The sequence below is a fragment of the Flaviaestuariibacter flavus genome, from assembly GCF_004337505.1.
Taxonomy (GTDB): domain Bacteria; phylum Bacteroidota; class Bacteroidia; order Chitinophagales; family Chitinophagaceae; genus Flavisolibacter; species Flavisolibacter flavus.
The window spans coordinates 85,362-105,613 of the sequence record NZ_SJZI01000001.1 but is presented as its reverse complement, the minus strand read 5'-3'; the positions used below and the strand labels follow the sequence as shown (position 1 = coordinate 105,613).

Sequence of the window (20,252 nt, the reverse complement as noted above, 5' to 3'; positions counted from 1 at the left end):
GGCACGGAGCCGTATTTTTGCAGCCCATGTCGCTCCGCTTCGCCTCCATCAATTCCGGCTCCAACGGCAACTGCTATTATGTTGGCAACGACCAGGACGCCATCCTCGTAGATGCCGGCATCTCCTGCCGCGAGATCGAGCGGCGGATGCAGCGCCTCGGGCTGTCCTTGCAGTCGGTACGCGCCATTTTCATTTCGCACGAACACTCCGATCATATCCGCGGCCTTCCCACCCTGCTCAAGAAATTCCGCATCCCGCTTTATATCACCGCGGCTACGTTGCGCGGAAGTGGGATGTACCTCTATGAAGACCTGCTGCGCGACTTCAGCGGGCTTGAAGAAGTACGGATCGGCAGCCTGCGGGTACGGCCCTTTTCAAAGATCCACGACGCCGCCGACCCCTACAGCTTTACCGTGTCTTGCGGTGCCGCTACGGTCGGCGTTTTTACCGACCTGGGTCGTGCCTGTCCCAACCTGGTCAGCCATTTCAGCCAGTGCCATGCGGCGATCCTCGAAGCGAATTATGATGAAGAAATGCTGGAAAAGGGAAATTATCCCTGGCACCTGAAGCGCCGCATCCGGGGCGGGCAGGGTCATATCTCCAACCGCGAGGCCCTCGAGGTTTTCCGCGCGCACCGCCCGGCCCACCTGCGCCACCTGGTGCTGGGCCACCTGTCGCAAAACAACAACCACCCCGAATTGGTATCAGCGCTTTTTGAGCCGCATATGAATGGCGTGCAGCTGACTGTGGCATCCCGCTATGAAGAAAGCGCGCTCTTCGAGGTTTCCGCCGACGGCGTCTTCGGCCCGGCGCACCATACAGCGCCCGCCCCTGCCCAGCTGCAGTTGTTTGACGGAGGTGAAACAGCCTAGCTACGCCGCTCGAGGCTTGCCCGGGCTTGAAAACGGAGGTAGTTATCGGGCTGCAGCGACCGCGTCCAATACGACAAAATCTGAGACAGGACCTCTTGCAATTCTTTCGGCGAATGGGGCTTTACAAAAAAGCCCTGCACCATCAGGTCATAGGCGCGCACTGCGTCTTCCTCGAGCTCCGAGTTGGTAAGGTATACAAATGGAATGCTTTTACGGTGGAGGTAGTGGCTCTCGTTGGCGTTTCCGTGTCCTATTATGGCCCCGCAACATTTCTTGGACATCAGCCGGAAAATCGCCCCAAATGCACGCCAGTCAAGGCTTCCAAAATCCGACGAACCCTTTAGGCGTCGTAAGCGTTCCATTAAAGCGTCAGCGGCGCGGCTTCCGGGGGTGCTACATTTGTATCCGAACTGACAAACTTTTATATAGCAAGCAATCGTTACGTCCCGCTAGTCTTAGCGGGATTTTTTTATGCCGGCAATACCACTTCCATCCGGCAGCCGCCGCCGGACGTCTATCAATAGCTACCGTACCACCGGAATAGCATTGACCGGGGAACAATCGCCTGTTTCAAAAATCTCAGTTCGCACCCCGGATCAATGGAACAAAACGGAAGGACCCAAACTCTCGCTCGGTAATGTTTCCCCGGCTGTCTTTTTCAAAGCGGGTCATTTCCTGCGAGGCGCCGTGCGCGCCAATCGGTGCCAGCAACATGCCGTCGGGCGCCAGTTGCCGCAGCAGGGTTTCCGGCACGGCCGTAGCAGCCGCGGTCAGTAATATCCGGTCAAAAGGTGCGGCGGGCGGGTAGCCTTCATTGCCATCGCCGTACAGAAAGGTGACGTTGGGAAAAAATTCACCGAGGCCGGCGCCCGCAAGACGGTCGAAGAGCGCGCGGATCCGCTCAATGCTGTACACCGACACCGAAAGCTGTGCAAGCACGGCGGCCTGGTAGCCGCTGCCGGTGCCGATCTCGAGCACCCGCATCCCTGGTTGCAGCTCGAGCAACTCGGTTTGATAGGCAACGGTAAAGGGTTGCGAAACGGTTTGCCCTTCAACAAAGGGGAGCGCGATGTCCTCATAGGCAACATCACTGTTTTCCGGCAAAACAAAACGCTCGCGCGGTACCGCGCCGATTGCCAATAACACCTGCTCATCGCGGATGCCCTTTTCCCGCAATGCGTTTACCAGGGCGGCACGCTGCGCGCCGAACCCACCGGACGGGTTTGCTTCCATAACTACTCTTTCCGAAAAAGCCGAAAGAATAATGCCGTTTTATGCCCCGTACAAGAGCTGGCAATATGCTGCCGCAGGGTTCGGTAAAACAGCAGCATGGTGGCGAGCCCGAGCGTAAATGCCCGCACGGCGGGGTTTGGGTAAAAGAAAAGACAGCGAAGCCGGCAGGCAGCAGGCGTGTGAAATCGAGGTAAAACACCCAGCGGCGCTGCTCGGGGATGGCCCCGGGTTCAAACAGGCTCAACAGCAGAAAAACGGCCAGGGCTGCCGCCGGCCCACCGACAGTTGCGGTGAGAAGAAAAGCACCAGGAAGAGGAGTACCAGCGTCACCGCCATTTACGCACGTACGAGGCGGCGCACGGCGGCGGTTACCGGGCGCTGCTCATCGTGGTTGGAAAAGCGCTATTCATGAATGGGGCTGATCCAAAATAGCCGCGGACACTTAGTTCACCAAAATGTAGACTTTACCGGAAAAGTACCCAGCCGGTATTTGCCGGTACGCGAACGGTTCCTGTCACGGTGCGCTGCGCCCCGGCAAGCTGCACCGAGTTGCCGTCGGCGGCCAGCTTCCAGCCGCTGCCTTCGGGCAGGCGGAACGACTTCGCGTTTTCATCACCGTTCAACAGTACCACGATATCGCGCCAGCTGTCGCCCGGTGCATTTTGTAGGCGGTAGGCAAGCAGCAGGTCATCGTTGGTATCGATAAACCGAAGGTGCTCACGGACCAGGACAGCGGTCGGAAGCCGAAAGGCCGGGTGCTGCCTGCGAAGCGCAATAAGCCCCTGGTAATAGGCAAAAACCGGCGCGTACTTCGTCTTGCGCGACCAGTCGAGTGCATTCACCGAATCGGGAGCGTTATACGTGTTGTGCCGGAGCCCTTTGGTACGGAGCATTTCTTCACCGGCATGCAGGAAGCTCACCCCCTGCGCTGTAAGTACCGCGGTTTGCGCAAGCTTGTCCATCCGGATCTGGTCATCTTCGCTGATGCCGGGATTGGAAAGCCGGATGCGGTCGAAGAGCGTGGGATCGTCGTGGCAGGAAACATAGTTGATCGTCTGCGCCGGCTCCTTTGCACAGGGCGCTTTTGAATAGGATACCTTTTTGTAGTCGATCTGCGGATGTTGTACGGATCCGACGATGCCGAATTTGAGGCTTTCTTTGGTGCCTGCTTTTCCACTCACAAATCCGCTCACCTTATCATCGCTGAACGGTCCGCGGAGCGCATCGCGGATATCGTCGCTGAAGGCGGCAATGCCGCGCAGCTGCGGCGTATTTTTCTTAATGGCCCGTTGCGCTTCCGGAAGCGGCGAGTCGCCCGCCGTCCAGCCTTCGCCATAAATAAAGATCGTCGGGTCAAGGCGATGCAGTGCGTCGCTGATGGCATTCATCGTTTCTATATCGTGCAGCCCCATGAGGTCGAAGCGGAAGCCGTCGATATGGTATTCCTTCGCCCAGTAAAGCACCGACTCGATCATGAACTTCCGCATCATGGCGCGTTCGGAAGCTGTTTCGTTGCCGCAGGCCGAGCCGTTGCCCCATTTGCCGTCGGGCCACTGTCGGTGAAAATAGCCGGGCGCAAACTGGTGGAATACCGAATGTTCAATATCACTTGTGTGGTTGTATACAACGTCCATCACAACGCGCAATCCTTTCTGGTGGAGGCCCTGCACCATGCGCCGAAACTCCTTCACCCGAACGCGGCCATCAGCGGCGTTGGTGGCATAGCTGCCCTCGGGCACATTGTAATTAAGCGGGTCGTAGCCCCAGTTGAATGGAGCCAGCGCCTTGCTTTCATCAATCGAGTTGTGATCGAAAGAAGGCAGCAGGTGTACATGGGTAACGCCGAGTGCGCGGATGTGATCGACGCCGGTTACGGCGCCCTGCGGGCTATGCGTTCCCGATTCAATAAGACCGAGGTATTTTCCCTTGTTGCGGATACCGGAATTCGCGTTCATGGAAAGGTCGCGCACATGCAATTCGTACAGTACGATATCGGTTGCGTTTTTCAGTGCGGGGCGTTTGTCTTTCGCCCAGCCATCCGGCGTTAGTTTCTTTGGGTTTACGATCATGCCGCGGCGGCCATTGACGCCAACGGCGATCGCATAGGCATCGGGTACTTCGAGCGAAGTCTTGCCGTCGTGTACCATCTGGAAGGTATAGTAGCGGTTTTTCTGGTCGCCGTCAACAAGGGCATACCAGGTGCCCCCCTCCCCCCTTGAAAGGCTGACGGTCTGCAGCACATCGCCGCCTTCGCCCGCCTTGTACAGCCGCAGGGTGACGGAAGATGCCCTCGGTGCCCACACGCGGAACCGCGTTTCGCGGGGTGCATAGCGCACACCAAGGTCGGTGCCGTTGTAAACGGGCCACTCCTCGGGCCGGTAGGGCGCCGGCTGGCTGCGGGCAGTAAAAGACAGGGCAAGAAAAAGGAAAAAGACAGATGCGGCTTTCATTGGAGCAAGTTACTGTCCTTTCACAAAGGGTCAGGGGTTAGGCACAAAGTAGTGCAGCTCATGGGCCACGTCGGGCGCGGGCACCTCCGGGTGTTGCACGAGGCGGTTGAGTGTAGTTGCCGGTAACACTGCGGGCCGCTTTGGGGCTGATAATACCGCCATGCTGGCGGAAACGCCGATGCGGGCGTCTTGCGGGGTAAAGGCGCCGGAATTCGGTTCCGAAGACCGGACCTCATTAAGGGCTGAGCACGGTTTGTCAGCATGTGGTTTTTACGATGCAAAAATTCCGTATAAATACCGAGCCGGCATACCAAAATGTTTTCAGACCTTGTAGTTGCGAAAATGATCCTGTAGCCAACTGTCTCTCTACCCCCTGAAACGAACGCCTGCCGAAGAACACCGCTCCGCCCGCTAAGGGCTGCAAGTCCGTTCATCAAAAACCAAAACATATGGAACAAACGCTGCAACAATTCGGCATGGGCATTAAGTTCATCAGCGAAACCGAAGAAGACAAGGTAGACCTCGGGCCCCTCACCGCGCTTGAAGGCACCTGGAAAAGCAAGCCAGGCGACGGCTGGAACGTTATCGCAGTGCCGGGGCAGAGCGGTTTTGTGCTCGAGGTGATTCCTTACGTGGAAACGCTTTCCTTCAAGCCCGTAGTGGTGGCGCTCAACCGCGGGCCTTTCGCCGGCAAGACCGACTCCACCGGCGCCGTGCAATCGATCACCGGGCTGATGTACGAGCAGATCATCATCAGCGACTGCGATACGGATTTCTGCCAGCAGCGCGGCTTTGCAAAAGGAACGATGATCCATGGCGAACGCGGTCTTTTTCTCAACGTAAAGAATTTCAACGACGGCTTCGACGTAGTGCGCCTGGCCACCATCCCCCACGGCAATGCGCTGCTGGCGCTCGGCCAGTCGAGCGAGGCAGTTCCGCCCAACAACGACTTCTTTGCGGTAGCCAGCACGAAGCCGACACTGGTAGGCGGCGGCCGTTTACCGCTTGGCTACTCCGACATCTACGATCGTCCGCAATTCCCCGGCTTCAACCAGGTGGACCCGAACACCATCCTGCGCAGCCGCCTCGGCGACCGTAAGATCAACGCCATGACCACACTGCAGTTCTCCACCACGCACAGCAATGGCGGCATCCTCAATATTCCCTTCATCCAGCAGAACATTGATGCCACGCAGATGGACTCGATCTTCTGGATTGAAAACCTGGACGCCGTTTCCGATATCGCCGGGGCCGGACTGCAGTTGCAATACACGCAAACGATCAACCTGGTATTCCCTGCAACAGGGTCTAAGGCACCGATCAACTGGCCGCACGTCACCGTTAACACGCTTATTAAAGTAAACGAATGACCATGAAGCCATCTATCGAAAGCTTTCTCGACATTTCCGTGCTCCTCACCGGCTTCAACCGCGCCGAGCTTGAGGGCACGGGGATGGCGGAATTCTATTTCAAGTTCGTGCAGGAGCAATTCCGCCTGGCGCCGGATGTGCTTGCGGCATTTTATGAGGAAGCAGCGGAAGTGCTGCACTTCGAGGGGAGCGACCAGGCCATTGCCGTGCGCAAGAACCTGCTGCCCGGAGCCTGCTACAACGGGCTGGCTGTAGCCATCATCAACCTTTGGTATCTCGGCAACTGGAACGGCAGCCCGGTGTCGCCGCAGGCCTATGTGCAGGGACTGATCTGGCCGGCCGCCGGCACGCACCCCCCCGGCGCGAAGCAGCCCGGCTATGGCTCCTGGGGCTTGCCACCGGCACCCTTTCTTTCACTTCAAACCGCAAAGCCATGAGTGAGCACTTACCCGAATACGACGTCGTGATCGTCGGCTCCGGTATTTCCGGCGCCATCATGGCCAAGACCCTCACCCGCGCCGGCAGGCGGGTGCTGCTGCTCGAAGCGGGCTTAAAAGCAGGCATCGCGCTTACAAAGGCCGGCAGCTACCGCACCTACCAGGAATACCTCAACACCTTCTATATGAAGGCAGCTAAGGTGCCCAATTCGCCCTACCCCAACCTGCCGGTAGCGCCATCCTCCGATGTGCTCGATATCCGCAAGATCACCAACCCCGCCGAGCCTTCCACCGCGGGCTACCTGGTGCAGAAAGGCCCCGTGCCCTTCGCCAGCGATAATATGCGCGGGCCAGGCGGCACAACAATGCACTGGCTTGGCTCCACACCGCGGATGCTCCCGAACGACTTCCGAATGCAGTCGCTCTACGGCGCCGGCGTCGACTGGCCCATCAGCTACGACGACCTGAAGCATTACTACGAGCTGGCGGAAAACGAGATCGGCGTGGCGGGCGATGTGGATGCGCAACGCGGTCCCGGCGTGAGCCGCGCCAACTACGGCTCCGGCTATGTATTCCCGATGGAACCGATCCCGCAAAGCTACCTCGACAAGCAGGTGATGGCTGCGGCCACCGGGCTGGTCGTGCGTGTCGGCGACCGGCACTACCCGCTGGAGTTCGTCCCCACCCCACAGGGGCGCAATGCTGCCGCCAACCCGGAATATGCCTTTACCGGCGTGCGCTGGGAGGCCGGGGAGGGAAAGGAACCGGGCCGCCTGCGTCTGGTGCCTGCCGGTAAAGGCAGGCACCCGCATCATTATGCCCCGATCGGCTCCTTGTGGGATCCCTACACGGGCCAGCGCTGCGAAGGCAATTCGAGCTGCGTTCCGATCTGCCCCGTGCAGGCAAAATACAATGCGCTGAAGACCCTGCAGCAGGCCGATGCGAAGCTGCTGGAGATACGCACACAGGCGGTCGCGTCACGGGTGCTGCTTTCGGAGGATGGAACCGAGGTCACGGGTATTGAGTACAAGACCTACTCCTACGACAATGCGATCGTGTATGAGACTGCGGTTGCAAAAGGGAAGTATTATGTGCTGGGCTGCAGCGCCATTGAAAACGCAAAGCTGCTCCTGGCTTCCGGTGCCGCCAACTCAAGCGACCAGGTGGGACGCAACCTGATGGACCACCTCGTGATGCTGACCTGGGGCCTGTTTCCGCAGCCGGTATACCCGTACCGCGGCCCGGGTTCCACCACCAATATTCCCACCTTCCGCGACGGCACCTTCCGCAAGGAACACGCCGCCTGGATCTCGCCCATTGACAACTGGGGCTGGTCGTATCCCGGCATCGGCACCGACGCAATACTGCAGCAAAAGCTCGAACAGGGACTCTATGGCAAAGCGCTCCGCGAGGCCGTTAGCGAAAACATCAGCCGGCAATTGCTGGTGCATTTCGAGATCGAGCAGGCACCGCACCCGGAGAACCGCGTTACGATCGACCCGCAGTACCGCGACCAGCTAGGCAACTACAAGCCCGTGATCCAGTACAGTGTTACCGGGTACGAGCAAAAAGCCTTCGAAGCCGCCTGGGAAGTATCGCGCCAGCTGTTCAACAAAATGGGTGTGGATGACCAGACCGATTACAACACCAGTGCGTTCCGCAACGAGCTCGTGACCTGGAAGGGACGCCTGTACAACTTCTGGGGTGCCGGTCATATTGTGGGAACGCACCGTATGGGCAGCCGCAGGTCGGACTCTGTGGTTGATCACAACGGCCGCACCTGGGATCACTCGAACCTGTACCTGGTTGGCTGCGGCAATATGCCGACGCTGGGCACGTCTAACCCGACGCTTACGATGGCCGCGCTCACCTTCAAGACCGCCGAAAACATTCTTCAAGAACTTGAAAAAAACAAGCATGTCACCACTGTTCCAAAACAACAACCCGCAACGGCATAAGCTGACGCCATCCGCCGTACGGCAGGAAGCCCGTGCCGAAGGGAAGGCGGTATTAATGGCCGAGCCTGCCGGCGATCGCATCGAAACGATCGAAGACCTGCGCGAGGAGCTGCAGGATGCCATGCAGCTGGAGCTTTCCACGATACCCCCCTACCTGACCGCCCTCTATTCAATCCGCGAAGGCGCCAACTCCGAGGCGGTACGCATCATCCGCAGCGTGGTGGTGGAGGAGATGCTGCACCTGATCATGGTGGCCAACCTGATCAACGCCGTTGGCGGCAAGCCCGATGTCAATAAAGCCGCCGCCACCCTCTCCTACCCGACGGCACTGCCGCGCATCGTTCCCGACTTCGAGGTAGGACTGCTGCCCTTCTCCCGCGAAGCGATCAAAACGTTTATGCGGATCGAGCTGCCGCAACCACCGAAAGAAATGCCTGAAGGACTTTTGAAAGCCCGCGTCAAACGCCTCTACCCCACCATCGGCGCCTTTTATGAAGCGCTCCGCGAGGCCATCGAGCGACTCGAGCACGAAGCGAAAGCCGGGAATCCCGAGGACACCATTTTCACGGGCGACCCGAAGCTGCAGGTGCAGGCGGGTGAATACTATGGGAGCGGCGGCCAGATCGTGCCCGTATACGACCTGGCGGGAGCACGTCTCGTTATCGACGAAATCGAAGGCCAGGGTGAAGGCATCGACGGCACCATACTCGACGGCGACCACATCCGCTTCGGCGAAGGCATCGAGTATGCACATTACTTCCGCTTTAAGGAAATAGACGAAGAAAGCTATTACCGTGAGCACGACCACCCGGCAAAGCCGACGGGAGGCCCGCTGCGCGTAGACTGGAACGCAGTGTATCCACTGCTGCACAACCCTACGATGAAGCAATACGAGCGCCGCCCGGAGGTGTTCGCGCTGGCACAATCGTTCAACCAGGCTTACACCGACCTGATCGCCAATATTAATCTTGCGGTGAACGGAAAGCCGGAGAAAATGCAGCAGTCGATCGCGCTGATGTACGAGCTGCGTTACAAGGCCATTGCCCTGATGAACGTACCGGTGGACGACGGACGAAACGCCGCGCCGACATTCGAGATCGTAGACAAGATGTTCCAATAGTTCTGATGGTTCAAAAGAAAATGCCACCTCAACCGGTGGCTTTTTCTTTTGATTTGAATTCATTTAACCAATACAAACAGCACCAATTGCCGTACCCGGATAAAGAACGACGCTTCATGCAGCGGGCGATTCAATTACCGGCCTGACACCAGGTACTTTTTACACCAGGAGGCAACCAGCACACAACCCCTCTCTTTTCTTTTCAACAACCGGATTTGACAAGCATAAATAAGGCAGGATACAACCGCTGGTGTCTATGAATAAAATTTGTATTTTGATTTCACAATTGCCTTTGAACCGGCTGCTAACGTATGATCAAATTTCAGTTTTCCGAGACACTGATGCTCCGGACACCTCTTTACAGTTTTCAACAATACCGCGGCATAAATGAGAATACCATCTTAAAAACGCCGGATTTTCAACTGGCCATTTTCCTGGCCAGCCGCAACTTTTATGAAGAATTGCTGCGAAAAGACTTCTCCTATGACGCGCTGAGCGACAAACAGAAAATGAGCGTGAGGAAATACCTGAACCGCGCATCGTACCGGTCTACGCCGTTTGGCCTTTTTGCCTCGTTTTCAGCCGTTAGATGGGGAGACAATACGGAAAATGATCTCACTGTTGGATCGCCCGTGGTGGACGTGAAACCCGACTATGCCTTACTTTTCAATCTATGGCAAACGTTTCTGAAACACGAAAAGCCGGAGGGAGTTTACGTTGTTAACCACTCGCTTTTTCACAGCAAGATCGACCTGCGCTACACCAAGAGAGAATTCGGCGAAGGCCAGGAAGCCTGCTTTTCCATGGTCTCTATCGACCGGAATGCGTTTCTCAAAAAGCTCCTGCTTTATTGCAACAATGGGCGAACCTTCGACGAGATAATTACTTTCATTATCAAAGAAACGAATGCAGAACCCGAACCAGCCAGGCGGTTTCTTGGGGAATTAGCTGAAGAACAAATTCTCCTCCCCCCTACGGCCCCCAATATTACAGGCGCAGATTATACGTCGATTGTACTTCAGCACCTTTCGAGGCATCTTTCACTCAACGCAACAGCGGTCGCTACGAAAATCGATACCGGGGCAGAATACGGGAAAGCGCTTGCAGAAATCGCAGACGGGCTGGCTACCCTTGAATCGCTTTCAGAATCCAGATCGGCAAATCCATTTTATGCTACCAGCGAGCGAAAAGTTGAAAGCGGTCAACTTCCGATCCGCTATCAGAAACAATTGCTGGATGGCTTGTCATGCCTTGACCGGCTTTCATCAATATCAGCGCACCCGGACCTGGAGAACTTCAAAAAACGATTCGCAGAAAAATATGAGACCGGGGAAGTTCCGCTCCTCGAGGCGCTTGACCCGCAATTTGGAATCGGCTATGGGAATCTGGACAAGATACTCGACAGCACCCTGTTTACGATCCCCGTTACGAAAACGCCAGAGCCGGCCGGCAGCAGCACCTCTTTCCAGGACGAGACTTCAGTTTTGCTCCGGGAGTGGATCGCAAAAAACGCCGGTGCGGGGATAGATGAGCTGGTAATAACCGACGATCATTTAGCGGCACTTTCAGCCGGTAACCGGGACAGCAACCTGGCGCCGAGCCTTTCGGTAATATTTCGGCCTATGGGCGAACAGGTATATATCGAACAAGCGGGAGGCAACACGGCGCTATCGCTACTGGGGCGCTTTGCGGGATCAGACGCCATCTACCCACTGGCAAAAGAAATAGCAGAAAAGGAGCAGACCTGCAACGAGGACGTGGTTTTCGCTGAAGTGGCCCATGTCTGCGATTTGCACGCGGCAAACATCAACCGGCGACCATCATTAGTGCAATACGAAATCCCGGTGCTTACAACGTCAAAACTGGCGCAGGACAAACAAATACAGCTAGCCGATCTCTACGTTTCCGTAAAAGAGAACCAGATCCGCCTTTATTCCAAACGTCTCCGGAAGTTTGTTATTCCGCAGCTATCCTCGGCATATAACTACACCCGGAACGCCTACCCGGTATTCCGCTTCCTATGCGAACTGCAAAAGCAGGAGCTCAAAACGAATCTTACTCTTTCCTTGTCCACGCTGGCTCCCGGGCTGCAGTTTTACCCGAGAGTAACGTACAAATCCTGCGTTCTGCACCTTGCAGAATGGCATTTTCCGGCCAAAGACCTGCTCGATGCGCCGACCGAAACAGAAGCGGTGAAAAACTTCAAGAGCCTGGTAACGAAAAGGAGCCTTCCCAGATACCTGGCCTATGTAGTGCACGATAACTTTCTCGTGATCGACACGACCGTTGAAAGTGAAATAAACTTGCTGCTGCAGGAAATAAGCGGGAAGAAAAATATCGTACTGCGTGAATTTCCATTTATCCGGGCAAACGGGGTGTTCAATACGAAGCGGGAGCCGTTGACCGGGCAGTTTATAGCACCGATATACCGGGAGGAAAAAGTTTACCGGGTAGCAGATCCACAGGGCACTAAATCATGCCGGCCTTCAATCGCCGACACCAGCGACTGGTACTATGTCAAAATCTACTGCCACCCGCTATCCTCCGACCTTATTTTGCAGAAACACATATTGCCCCTCATAACCCACTGGAAAAAAGAAGCCACGATTGAATGGTTTTGGATACGTTATAACGACCCCGACTATCACCTGCGCCTGCGCATAAGAACGCTGCCAGAAAACAGAGCAGACATTATTGGCGCACTGACAAGCCGCCTGAACAAACTCATTGGAATGAAGCTGGTGCGCAGCTGTGAGACCGACCGCTATAAACGGGAAACAGAACGGTACTCACCTGAACTGATAGTCCCGGTCGAAGGAATCTTCCAGGAAAGCAGCGAGATCATCGGGGCCTTTTTAAAAAAGAACAAAGGGCAGAATCAAACAGATGAAACAAAAATCTCTACAGGTGTCAGATCTGTATTCGAAATGCTGCCATCTTTTGGATTTGACCAGCAGGAGCAAATCGCCTTTTGCCGGCGCCAGTTCGACCGGTTTCTGTCCGAATTTGACAATCCTAAGGACGTGAAAACAGATATTGAAAGGGGATACAAAAAACTGCTTACGCAAACCCTCGCCGAAAACTATAGAAGCAACAGCAAGACATACAAACGGCTCGCCCGGAATATCACGGATCTGGTACGAACCGCCTCGAATATCCAGGCTTCGGGCGTGTATCCCGAAAAGCTGGCTGCGGACATCATTCACATGCATCTGAATCGGCTCTTTACCTACAACCAACGTTATTGGGAAATGGTCACATACTACTTTACCTACCGTCAACTGGCCATGACCTTTCACAAAAACCAGCAAGAAATCACAGGCGTTTCGATCTGATCAGATGTGTGTCCATATAAGCCTGGAACGCCGCTTTATAACTCGGTCCCACCAGGAAACCCTGCGCGTTGTTTTGCATCCTGACCTCGTTACCCTGAACGGAAGTAATCTTATGCGAATTGATGATGTGCGATTTGCTGATTCTCAAAAAGAACGGGGGAAGTTTTTCTTCGATTTCGGTTAACGTAAGGTAGGTCAGGCTATTGCCTTGCACCGTACTTATCGATACATAATTTTTTTTGCTTTCGATAAACACGATTTCATTCGTAAACACCTTCAGCAGCTTCCCCTTGCCCTCGCTCTGAATATAAAAGAATGCATCGGTCTTCTCCGGAACTGGGTTCAGTTTCGGGGAGAGCTGTTCCTGAAGTTTCGTAACGCATTTGAGGAACCTCTGGTACGATACGGGTTTCAACAAATAATCACGAATCTCCAACTCAAAAGCCTCCAACGCAAATCCCGGGTGCGCCGTGGTAAAAACAATCGCCGTCTTGTCCTTGAGCAGTGAAGACATTTCCAGTCCTGAAAGCTGGGGCATTTCAATGTCCAGGAAAATGATATCCGGGTATCGGCTCATTTGCTGGAATTGGGCCAGCGCCGCTACCGGGTTCTCGTTATAACCGACCAACTCGATAAACGGTGTATCATCAATATACTTCGAAAGACTCTTGATTGAATGAAATTCATCATCAATGATGTAGCAACTCAGCATAACTGCAGTGTAGGTTTAGGTTCAGCTCAACCCTGAAATGAGTACGGGTTTCTTCGATCTTAAGGCGATGCATCGCGGGATAGCGGGCGTTCAGTCGTGTCCGGACGTTTGTTATGCCGATTCCGTGCGACGGCAGTACACGACCAGTCTTCTTCCGGTTGCCGGCTTTAAAACAAAGCGTCGAACCGCGTGCATGGATCTTGATGACAGCGGGATCTGCTTCATCCATGAGATCAGCATACTTAAACAGATTTTCAACAAAAGGGATTAACAATAGCGGCACGATGCGCAGATGCCCGAAGTGCCCTTCCATCTGAACTTCAATATTCAGTTTTGTTCTGAACCGAAGCTGGTTAATACCGATAAGATTCTCGATCTGTGCTATTTCCTCTTCAAGAAAGACTTTGCCATCCATTTCCGAGGGTGCCAGGGAATAGCGCATCATGTCCGAAAGCCCGATGATGGCATCGGATGCCACCGGCGACAGCTGTTGAATCTCGCTGTGAATCAGGTTGAGTGTGTTAAACAAAAGGTGCGGGTTCACCTGCGACTTTAAATATGCATTCTGTGTGGAAACGAGCAGCAATTCAAGGTCCTTTTTTTCCTGGATGCGCAGCAGGTCTTTCTTCTCAGCCTCCTTCAACAATCGCTCGTTTCGAAACGTTCGCTGAATGAACCAGAAGGCGGAACTGAAAATCAGGAAATAAATCCCCCGCCATAACTGTTGTATAAATGCAATCCGATCCCGGTAAAGGTTTAAGAAAAAAACGCCCTTGTCCGGACCGCGTCCCACGTCCTTCAGGCCCATTATAAGCAGGTACACAAACAGCTCCGATGCAATGAGCGCCAGGAAAATGAACCCATTTTTCCTTCGCCCCGACATAGCAACAGGGAATGTGAACAGGGAATGGAAATAGAACAGCGATATGTTCACCAGGTAGGGAATGACAAACAGATGCAACACGGAAAAATCCCTGCCCGAAATACGGATCAGACTTACGAATGAAACCTCATACGCAATAAAAATCAGCCATCCGGCCAAATGATAGAGAAGAGTACGATATCGATCCAAAAACCAGCGCGTTTTCACTTACACTAAATATACGGAAAAATGAAAATCATCTACAGAATATCGCGGGACGTGTAATATTCATTCCGCAAAAGAGCTGAATAAGTAGGTTAGTGAAACAAACACTAACGATGAGAAATACAAAGAACCTTTCCCTGAAAATCAGACCGAGAACCCTGGTTGTATACTCAAACAAGCACAACAACAATTTTAGCCTGCCCACCGATCCCACTACCACAACGATCACGATCACCGGCACCGGGCTGCCTCCCGTGCTTTTCCAGCAGAAGCTCCCTAAGTAAGGGGTGGGCTGAACACCGTCAGTACAGATGCTATACCGAAACCCGGCGGCTCCTGAGAACTTTCAGAAGCGCCGCCCGGACTACCATACCCGAAAACGTCCGTTATGCGATTGGCCCGATTGCTTGAGAAAAAAAGCAGCTCCAATGTCTCTGAGGCGACGCTTCAACTACTGAAAAAACTGAAGATTCCTGTCACAGCCTCCTCCGCCATTGAAAAGGTTGAAGGACATCCTGACTTTCCAAGCTTGTACAGTATCAGCGACAGCCTCAATACCTGGAAGGTAGCGAACGCTGCCATTGAAGTGGATCCGCAAACGCTCGATCAGCTTCCGACGCCATTTATCGCCCATGTAAACCGGGGAGGCGGCAGCTTCGTGATGGTCAACAACGTAAATGGCACAGTCGATTTTTTCAACGAAAGAGGCCGCAAAGAGCATCTGAGCCGAGAGGAGTTCTTGAAAAACTGGACAAATACGGCCCTGCTTGCTGAAAAAAACGAGCTTTCCGGTGAAGAAAAATATGCATCCAGGAAAAGGAAGGAACTGCTTTCGGGATTGCGTGCACCGTTGATTTGCGGAGCGGGATTGCTGTTGTTCGTACTCTTCGCAATCCTGGCTAATGCAAATGCAGCCGGCCACGCTATGACCGCACTTTTGTTTACGAAACTTCTCGGTTGCTCCGCCACCGTGCTGCTGCTCTGGTTCGAAGTCGACAAAACGAACCCCCTACTGCAACAGATCTGCTCCGGGACCAACAAAACGAGTTGCACCGCAGTTTTAGGATCGAGGGGTGCCAAAGTTTTCAACTGGCTTAGCTGGAGCGAGATCGGTTTCTGTTATTTCACAGGTTCATTCCTGGCCTTGGCCCTTGCGTCTACCAGTGCCCTGGCGCTTTTATCGTGGATCAATCTCCTGGCCCTGCCTTACACAGTTTATTCTGTTTATTACCAATGGCGGGTTGCGAAACAGTGGTGCCCACTTTGCCTGGCAATACAGGCCCTTCTCGTAACCGAAGCCATTACTTGCTATTTCGGGTATTGGAACAACGGGAAAAGCTTCCATTTGCCATCGTACCAGGCGCAGTTCACCATCTTAACCTCCTTTCTCCTTCCCGCATTGTTTTGGGTGGCATCAAAAAAAGCCTATTTCGACGCACAGGCAGGCAAACATTTTAAGAAAGAACTGAATAAGTTCAAATACAACAAAGAAGTCTTCGCGGCATTATTGCACCGCCAAAAGAAGATCGCCGGTTCAACAGAAGGGCTGGGCCTGAGCTTAGGCAACCCGGACGCCGAGCACACACTAGTGAAGGTTTGTAACCCGTTTTGCGGCCCCTGTGCAAATGCTCATAAGCATATAGATGCGCTGCTGGCTACCGGCCGGGTGAATGTCCGGATCATCTTTACCGCTGCAGACGCCGAAAATGATATTTCCAGGGTGATTAAACATTTCCTTACAGTTCAGGAGCTGGACAATGAAGCAGCCCTGGTACAGGCGCTTGACCACTGGTACGGATCGCCGAGAAAAGAATACCCGGCTTTCGCGAAAGCGCGCCCCTTACAAGAGTTCCCTTTTCCCCTTGGCGAAAAGCTGAATGACATGAAAAACTGGTGCGACCAGAATGCAATAATGTTCACACCGACATTTTTTGTTAACGGCTACCAATTGCCGGCGGCATACCGGATCGAAGATCTAAATCATTTACTATAAAGCCTTCCCGGCTTCCAACGTTTTGTGTGCACAACAAAGGTAAAAGCGTCCGGTACCTTAACCCGGGCCAAATCAATCAATCGACAAAAGTCTTAACGATGAAAAAATTGACCATCGCTCAAATTGAGAACAAACTCTCCCGCGAAGAAATGAAGTCCATCGTTGCCGGCAGCGGCGACAGCACGATCAAAGCATGTACCGGCACGATCGTACAGGTCGGCGCCTGTGCCTGGAACGGCTACCGTGCAGAAAGCACCGGCCCCGGTGTTTACGACTGGAGATGCTGCATCTGATGATAATCTTAAACCCGGTTATTTCCATAACCGGGTTTTCTTCCTTTTTCGCACATATGCCCTATTCAGAAGGTTTCTGTCACCCTTTCCGCGCCTCCGGCACCCTGCCAGGACGGAACCACCAATTACTAAATTCTCCAGCACAAGAAAATGGTTTATCGCCGCGGCCGATTCCCTATCCTGGCAACGCCCATAACCGGTTTCAATTTGTTCCTATCAACACGATGTTCCGAAGGAGTCTGGTCATATTATTCCTTTTACCGCTGCTGCTTCAGGCACAGCAAGGCAAACCGTTTAAAATAATCGGGACTTCCCGGCAGTATGAAAACCAGGAGCTGATTGTAGTGGTAGGCACCTACCCACCCTCCTTCAACGGCTGCACACTCTCGTCCAAAGACATTGACTCCGGCTACAACCCCAGGACACGGGTCGAAAACGGCCGGTTTGAGCTCCATGGCACCATCAGCTATCCCCACCCACTTTCTGTGTCTTACTACGATCCGAAAGCAAACCGGGGATATACTTCCCGTTTCTATTTCATCGACGGGGGCCCTGTTCAAATAAACGTCGGCGACCTGGCGACGGAAAAAACCCTTGGGCCGCGCATTCATACCCGGCCGAACGATGAGTATGCGCAGCTAAAGAAGCTTTACAGTGTAGCGGTTGACACCATCACGGGGGAGATCATTGATATGCCCGCGAAGCAAAGCCTGATGCGATCCTATGTGGCCGCGCACCCGGATTCTTACGTCGCAATGTGGGACCTTTTGTTCGATCTCGCGCACGCCCGCGACGAGCGTGTCAAAAAGAGCATTTTGGCTACCGCGCAACTCCTGTCACCGGCGGTAAAAGAAACCAGGACCTGTCAGGCCCTGATCGATGCATTAAACAAAGAGCTCGCGCTGACAACCGGCCAAAAATTCCCGGAGCTACAACTGAACCCGCACCTTTCGCTGGCAGGAGTGGCAAAAGAAAACAAGTATACACTGATCGAGTTTTGGTTCTCGCATTGCCCGCCTTGCATCGACCAGATACCGAAGCTGAAAAATATTCACACGGCTTACAGAAAGAAAGGATTGGGGATCATAGGTGTATCCGTCGACCGGCAGGAAGATGAGGCAGACTGGAAAAAGATCATCCGGAGGTTCAGGATTGAATGGCCACAATACCTCGATACGAATGGCGAAGAGGCCCGGAGGCTTTACATCAACAGCTTCCCGAGCAGCTTTTTACTTGACAGGGATGGCATTATCGTAGCAAAGGACCTCTCACCTGAAGAGCTGACAGTCTTCTTAGAAAAGAATCTCGACCAATAACATGGCAATCGACGAGCAATCATTTTCATAAAAATTCATCCGACGATGGCAAAGACAAAACTTGTTCAAACCTGTTACCTGATTGGTAACCAAAACCCATACGAGCAAAGTTGCGGCTGGGCCCGGCCGGAGTACCACCTGATCAGCTGGGCGTTCAGCGCGCTCCAGCTACGATCCCTGTACGGAGAAGTAGAATTGTATGGCAACAGTGCCGCCATCAGCCTGTTGGTAGAAGACCTGGAACTCCCCTATGCACAGGTACACGACACCCACGACTCTTTCGGGCTTCCGCACCCGAATCTCTGGGCCCTCCCGAAGATCTGGACTTACTCATTGCAGAACGAGCCCTTCTTGCACGTAGACGGCGATGTATTCCTGTTTGAGAAGTTCAGCAATACACTCCACGGCGCAGGGCTGGTTGCCCAGAATCCGGAAGTGGCCACTGAATACTACACGTCGACGCAAAAAATGCTTACGAGCCATTTTTCGTATTTCCCGCCTTCTGTAAAAGACGATTTTGCGAAAGATGTTCCCATCATGGCTGTAAATGCCGGTATACTCGGAGGCACGAACACCGCCTTCCTCAACGCCTATGCCGCGTCGGCGATGGAATATGTCGATAGAAACATTCCCTCCCTGTCCCGGATCAACGTCGACCGCTTCAACGTTTTCTTCGAGCAGCACTTGTATTATTGCATGGCTCGTGAAAGCGGCCTCGACATCACCTATCTCTTTCCCGAGCCGTTTTACGACCGGGGCTACATGTACCTGGGAAACTTTCATGAAGCCCCGGTGAAAAGGACCTACCTGCACCTACTCGGACATTTCAAAAAAGACGAGGTGACCTGCCGGCAGATGGCATCGAAATTCCGGTCGCTGTACCCCGAATATTACTATAAGATCATGTCCCTGTGCAACCGAAAGGTACCGCAGCACTTTATGAGCCGCTTTTACGGCAGGCGTACGGAGAAAGAGCTCAAAGCATTGCCGGAGCTGGCTAAAACGGCTTACCTCGAAAAACCGGTTTTCGCGCGGGAGTCGTCCGTCACTGCCGATGTGGCGAAATCAACGTTACCCTTCGGCCTTATGGACATATTTGTAAAAGATATCATCCAGGCAGGGCCGCCGCCGGAATACTTTAACCTACAGGCCGACTACGAGGCCTTCCGGACCCGGACCGCTGAATGGACAGCCAGCTCTTCATTCAGCCAGCCATATTTGTATGGCCGCGACCTGTCAGCAGACGATTGGTACGACTCAATTTTTAACGGGGGCGATGTCCTGGCTAAAAAAGTGTCGAAAACCGATGAATGTAGCGTTATCGTCACCGAATTCGACTGGGCCGGACTTTACAACAGCCGCACACGCTGCGGGGTGCAGTATTACGAAGAATGGGCCTTCAGAAAAGGAACTTTCTACAATCTGCTCATCGCGGAAGTTTCAGAAGGGAACATCTCGCTGGAAGACCTGGACGAGATCCAGTTTGCAATGTTGCAGCAACTCGGGCAGCCGGTAGAAATCCGGGAACTGTTCCAGCAACTCGAAAGCATGGTAGACCAGGAAATCCTGCTCAGTCACCGTGATGCTTTTTATAACCTGCTACACAAGCTTTTGGAAAAGCTGGTTCTCCTCAAAGCAGTAAAACCACTGAATTAAACCAACTGCTATAGAAAGCGACATAATTCCGCAGCAACAGCGGATGGTAAAAGAGCCCGGTACCTCAACCCAGGCCACCATTTCAAACAAACAGTTTCAGATCATGAAAAAAATTCAAGATTTCGGCAGGAGCCTGAACAAAACGGAACAAAAAATGGTCCGGGGTGGATTTGCCGCGGAAGGCTGCTCCAGTACCAGCTGCTTCTGCCAGGATGGCCGGAGCGCTGAACTGCGGTCAGCATCCGACAATCCTGACCCGGGCACAGCCAGTGGCTTTTGTTCCTCCTTTTGCGGACCGGTCCCGGTAGCGATGGTCAGCCCGGCATCACCGTGTTGAGCTGACAGCAAATAAGTCACATGGTGCCCGCACTGTGTGACTTATTCCTACCACTGCATAACAGCAACGTGCCGATAAGAATA

The 20,252-nt window shown here is 53.8% G+C and carries 16 protein-coding genes; 11 read left to right on the top strand and 5 right to left on the bottom strand.

Translation table 11 applies throughout. The features are described 5' to 3' along the window. Positions 1-26 precede the first annotated feature (26 nt). Positions 27-872, top strand: a complete 846-nt coding sequence (locus EPD60_RS00375) for an MBL fold metallo-hydrolase (protein ID WP_131445562.1) — start codon at positions 27-29, stop codon at positions 870-872. Here EPD60_RS00375 and EPD60_RS00370 read toward each other — a convergent pair. From EPD60_RS00370 to pulA, 3 genes are all read right to left on the bottom strand, one after another. Continuing rightward, entirely contained in the window at positions 869-1,153 is a 285-nt protein-coding gene (locus tag EPD60_RS00370) for a response regulator (RefSeq protein ID WP_131445559.1), read from the bottom strand. The genes EPD60_RS00375 and EPD60_RS00370 overlap by 4 nt on opposite strands. Before the next feature lie 298 nt (positions 1,154-1,451). Beyond that, positions 1,452-2,105, bottom strand: a complete 654-nt coding sequence (locus EPD60_RS00365; protein ID WP_131445556.1) for a protein-L-isoaspartate(D-aspartate) O-methyltransferase — start codon at positions 2,103-2,105, stop codon at positions 1,452-1,454. Between the two features lie 464 nt (positions 2,106-2,569). Beyond that, positions 2,570-4,555 carry a type I pullulanase gene (pulA, locus tag EPD60_RS00360; protein ID WP_131445553.1) on the bottom strand — a complete coding sequence of 662 codons (1,986 nt, stop codon included), beginning with the start codon at positions 4,553-4,555 and terminating at the stop codon, positions 2,570-2,572. A 449-nt stretch (positions 4,556-5,004) separates the two neighbouring features. On the opposite strand from pulA, the gene EPD60_RS00355 reads away from it, so the two are divergent. The 5 genes from EPD60_RS00355 to EPD60_RS00335 all read left to right on the top strand — a co-directional run bounded on the left by EPD60_RS00355 (position 5,005) and on the right by EPD60_RS00335 (position 12,775). Beyond that, positions 5,005-5,925: a heme-binding protein gene (locus EPD60_RS00355; RefSeq protein WP_131445550.1), complete on the top strand. Its 921-nt coding sequence runs from the start codon at positions 5,005-5,007 to the stop codon at positions 5,923-5,925. A gap of 2 nt (positions 5,926-5,927) precedes the next feature. Continuing rightward, positions 5,928-6,362: a hypothetical protein gene (locus EPD60_RS00350; protein ID WP_131445547.1), complete on the top strand. Its 435-nt coding sequence runs from the start codon at positions 5,928-5,930 to the stop codon at positions 6,360-6,362. Next, complete coding sequence (locus tag EPD60_RS00345) at positions 6,359-8,320, top strand: GMC family oxidoreductase (protein ID WP_131445544.1); 1,962 nt, start codon at positions 6,359-6,361, stop codon at positions 8,318-8,320. Before EPD60_RS00350 ends, EPD60_RS00345 begins: the two co-directional genes overlap by 4 nt. Further along, entirely contained in the window at positions 8,280-9,440 is a 1,161-nt protein-coding gene (locus EPD60_RS00340; RefSeq protein ID WP_131445540.1) for a ferritin-like domain-containing protein, read from the top strand. The genes EPD60_RS00345 and EPD60_RS00340 overlap by 41 nt, the downstream gene beginning before the upstream one ends. Positions 9,441-9,751: 311 nt before the next feature. Continuing rightward, positions 9,752-12,775 carry a lantibiotic dehydratase gene (locus EPD60_RS00335; RefSeq protein ID WP_131445537.1) on the top strand — a complete coding sequence of 1,008 codons (3,024 nt, stop codon included), beginning with the start codon at positions 9,752-9,754 and terminating at the stop codon, positions 12,773-12,775. Here the strand turns inward: EPD60_RS00335 and EPD60_RS00330 are convergent. Continuing rightward, complete coding sequence (locus EPD60_RS00330; RefSeq protein ID WP_131445534.1) at positions 12,756-13,487, bottom strand: LytR/AlgR family response regulator transcription factor; 732 nt, start codon at positions 13,485-13,487, stop codon at positions 12,756-12,758. The two genes, EPD60_RS00335 and EPD60_RS00330, sit on opposite strands and share 20 nt — an antisense overlap. Further along, positions 13,465-14,577 (bottom strand): sensor histidine kinase, encoded by a 1,113-nt coding sequence (locus EPD60_RS00325; protein ID WP_131445531.1) that lies wholly within the window; start codon positions 14,575-14,577, stop codon positions 13,465-13,467. The genes EPD60_RS00330 and EPD60_RS00325 overlap by 23 nt, the downstream gene beginning before the upstream one ends. Positions 14,578-14,687: 110 nt before the next feature. Here EPD60_RS00325 and EPD60_RS16750 point away from each other — a divergent pair, with 110 nt between their 5' ends. The 5 genes from EPD60_RS16750 (at position 14,688) to EPD60_RS00310 (ending at position 19,832) form a co-directional block, all read left to right on the top strand. After that, on the top strand, positions 14,688-14,858 hold the full coding sequence (locus EPD60_RS16750; RefSeq protein ID WP_165871349.1) for a hypothetical protein: 171 nt from the start codon (positions 14,688-14,690) through the stop codon (positions 14,856-14,858). 104 nt (positions 14,859-14,962) lie between these two features. Continuing rightward, positions 14,963-16,567, top strand: a complete 1,605-nt coding sequence (locus EPD60_RS00320; RefSeq protein WP_131445528.1) for a vitamin K epoxide reductase family protein — start codon at positions 14,963-14,965, stop codon at positions 16,565-16,567. Between the two features lie 98 nt (positions 16,568-16,665). Beyond that, positions 16,666-16,860, top strand: coding sequence for a hypothetical protein (locus EPD60_RS16745; RefSeq protein ID WP_165871348.1), 195 nt, complete (start codon positions 16,666-16,668; stop codon positions 16,858-16,860). Next, on the top strand, positions 16,848-18,176 hold the full coding sequence (locus EPD60_RS00315; protein WP_165871347.1) for a TlpA family protein disulfide reductase: 1,329 nt from the start codon (positions 16,848-16,850) through the stop codon (positions 18,174-18,176). The genes EPD60_RS16745 and EPD60_RS00315 overlap by 13 nt, the downstream gene beginning before the upstream one ends. Before the next feature lie 45 nt (positions 18,177-18,221). Then, the gene (locus EPD60_RS00310; protein ID WP_131445521.1) at positions 18,222-19,832 is read left to right on the top strand and encodes a DUF6734 family protein; all 1,611 of its coding nucleotides are present in this window, start codon (positions 18,222-18,224) and stop codon (positions 19,830-19,832) included. Positions 19,833-20,252 lie beyond the last annotated feature (420 nt).

Bases quoted from the DNA above. Each gene is read 5' to 3' on its own strand.
- EPD60_RS16750 (WP_165871349.1), top strand. From the start codon at position 14,688: ATGAGAAATACAAAGAACCTTTCCCTGAAAATCAGACCGAGAACCCTG.
- EPD60_RS00310 (WP_131445521.1), top strand. From the start codon at position 18,222: ATGGCAAAGACAAAACTTGTTCAAACCTGTTACCTGATTGGTAACCAA.
- EPD60_RS00345 (WP_131445544.1), top strand. From the start codon at position 6,359: ATGAGTGAGCACTTACCCGAATACGACGTCGTGATCGTCGGCTCCGGT.
- EPD60_RS00375 (WP_131445562.1), top strand. From the start codon at position 27: ATGTCGCTCCGCTTCGCCTCCATCAATTCCGGCTCCAACGGCAACTGC.
- EPD60_RS00350 (WP_131445547.1), top strand. From the start codon at position 5,928: ATGAAGCCATCTATCGAAAGCTTTCTCGACATTTCCGTGCTCCTCACC.
- EPD60_RS16745 (WP_165871348.1), top strand. From the start codon at position 16,666: ATGAAAAAATTGACCATCGCTCAAATTGAGAACAAACTCTCCCGCGAA.
- EPD60_RS00340 (WP_131445540.1), top strand. From the start codon at position 8,280: ATGTCACCACTGTTCCAAAACAACAACCCGCAACGGCATAAGCTGACG.
- pulA (WP_131445553.1), bottom strand. From the start codon at position 4,555: ATGAAAGCCGCATCTGTCTTTTTCCTTTTTCTTGCCCTGTCTTTTACT.
- EPD60_RS00335 (WP_131445537.1), top strand. From the start codon at position 9,752: ATGATCAAATTTCAGTTTTCCGAGACACTGATGCTCCGGACACCTCTT.
- EPD60_RS00330 (WP_131445534.1), bottom strand. From the start codon at position 13,487: ATGCTGAGTTGCTACATCATTGATGATGAATTTCATTCAATCAAGAGT.
- EPD60_RS00355 (WP_131445550.1), top strand. From the start codon at position 5,005: ATGGAACAAACGCTGCAACAATTCGGCATGGGCATTAAGTTCATCAGC.
- EPD60_RS00370 (WP_131445559.1), bottom strand. From the start codon at position 1,153: ATGTCCAAGAAATGTTGCGGGGCCATAATAGGACACGGAAACGCCAAC.
- EPD60_RS00315 (WP_165871347.1), top strand. From the start codon at position 16,848: ATGCTGCATCTGATGATAATCTTAAACCCGGTTATTTCCATAACCGGG.
- EPD60_RS00365 (WP_131445556.1), bottom strand. From the start codon at position 2,105: ATGGAAGCAAACCCGTCCGGTGGGTTCGGCGCGCAGCGTGCCGCCCTG.
- EPD60_RS00320 (WP_131445528.1), top strand. From the start codon at position 14,963: ATGCGATTGGCCCGATTGCTTGAGAAAAAAAGCAGCTCCAATGTCTCT.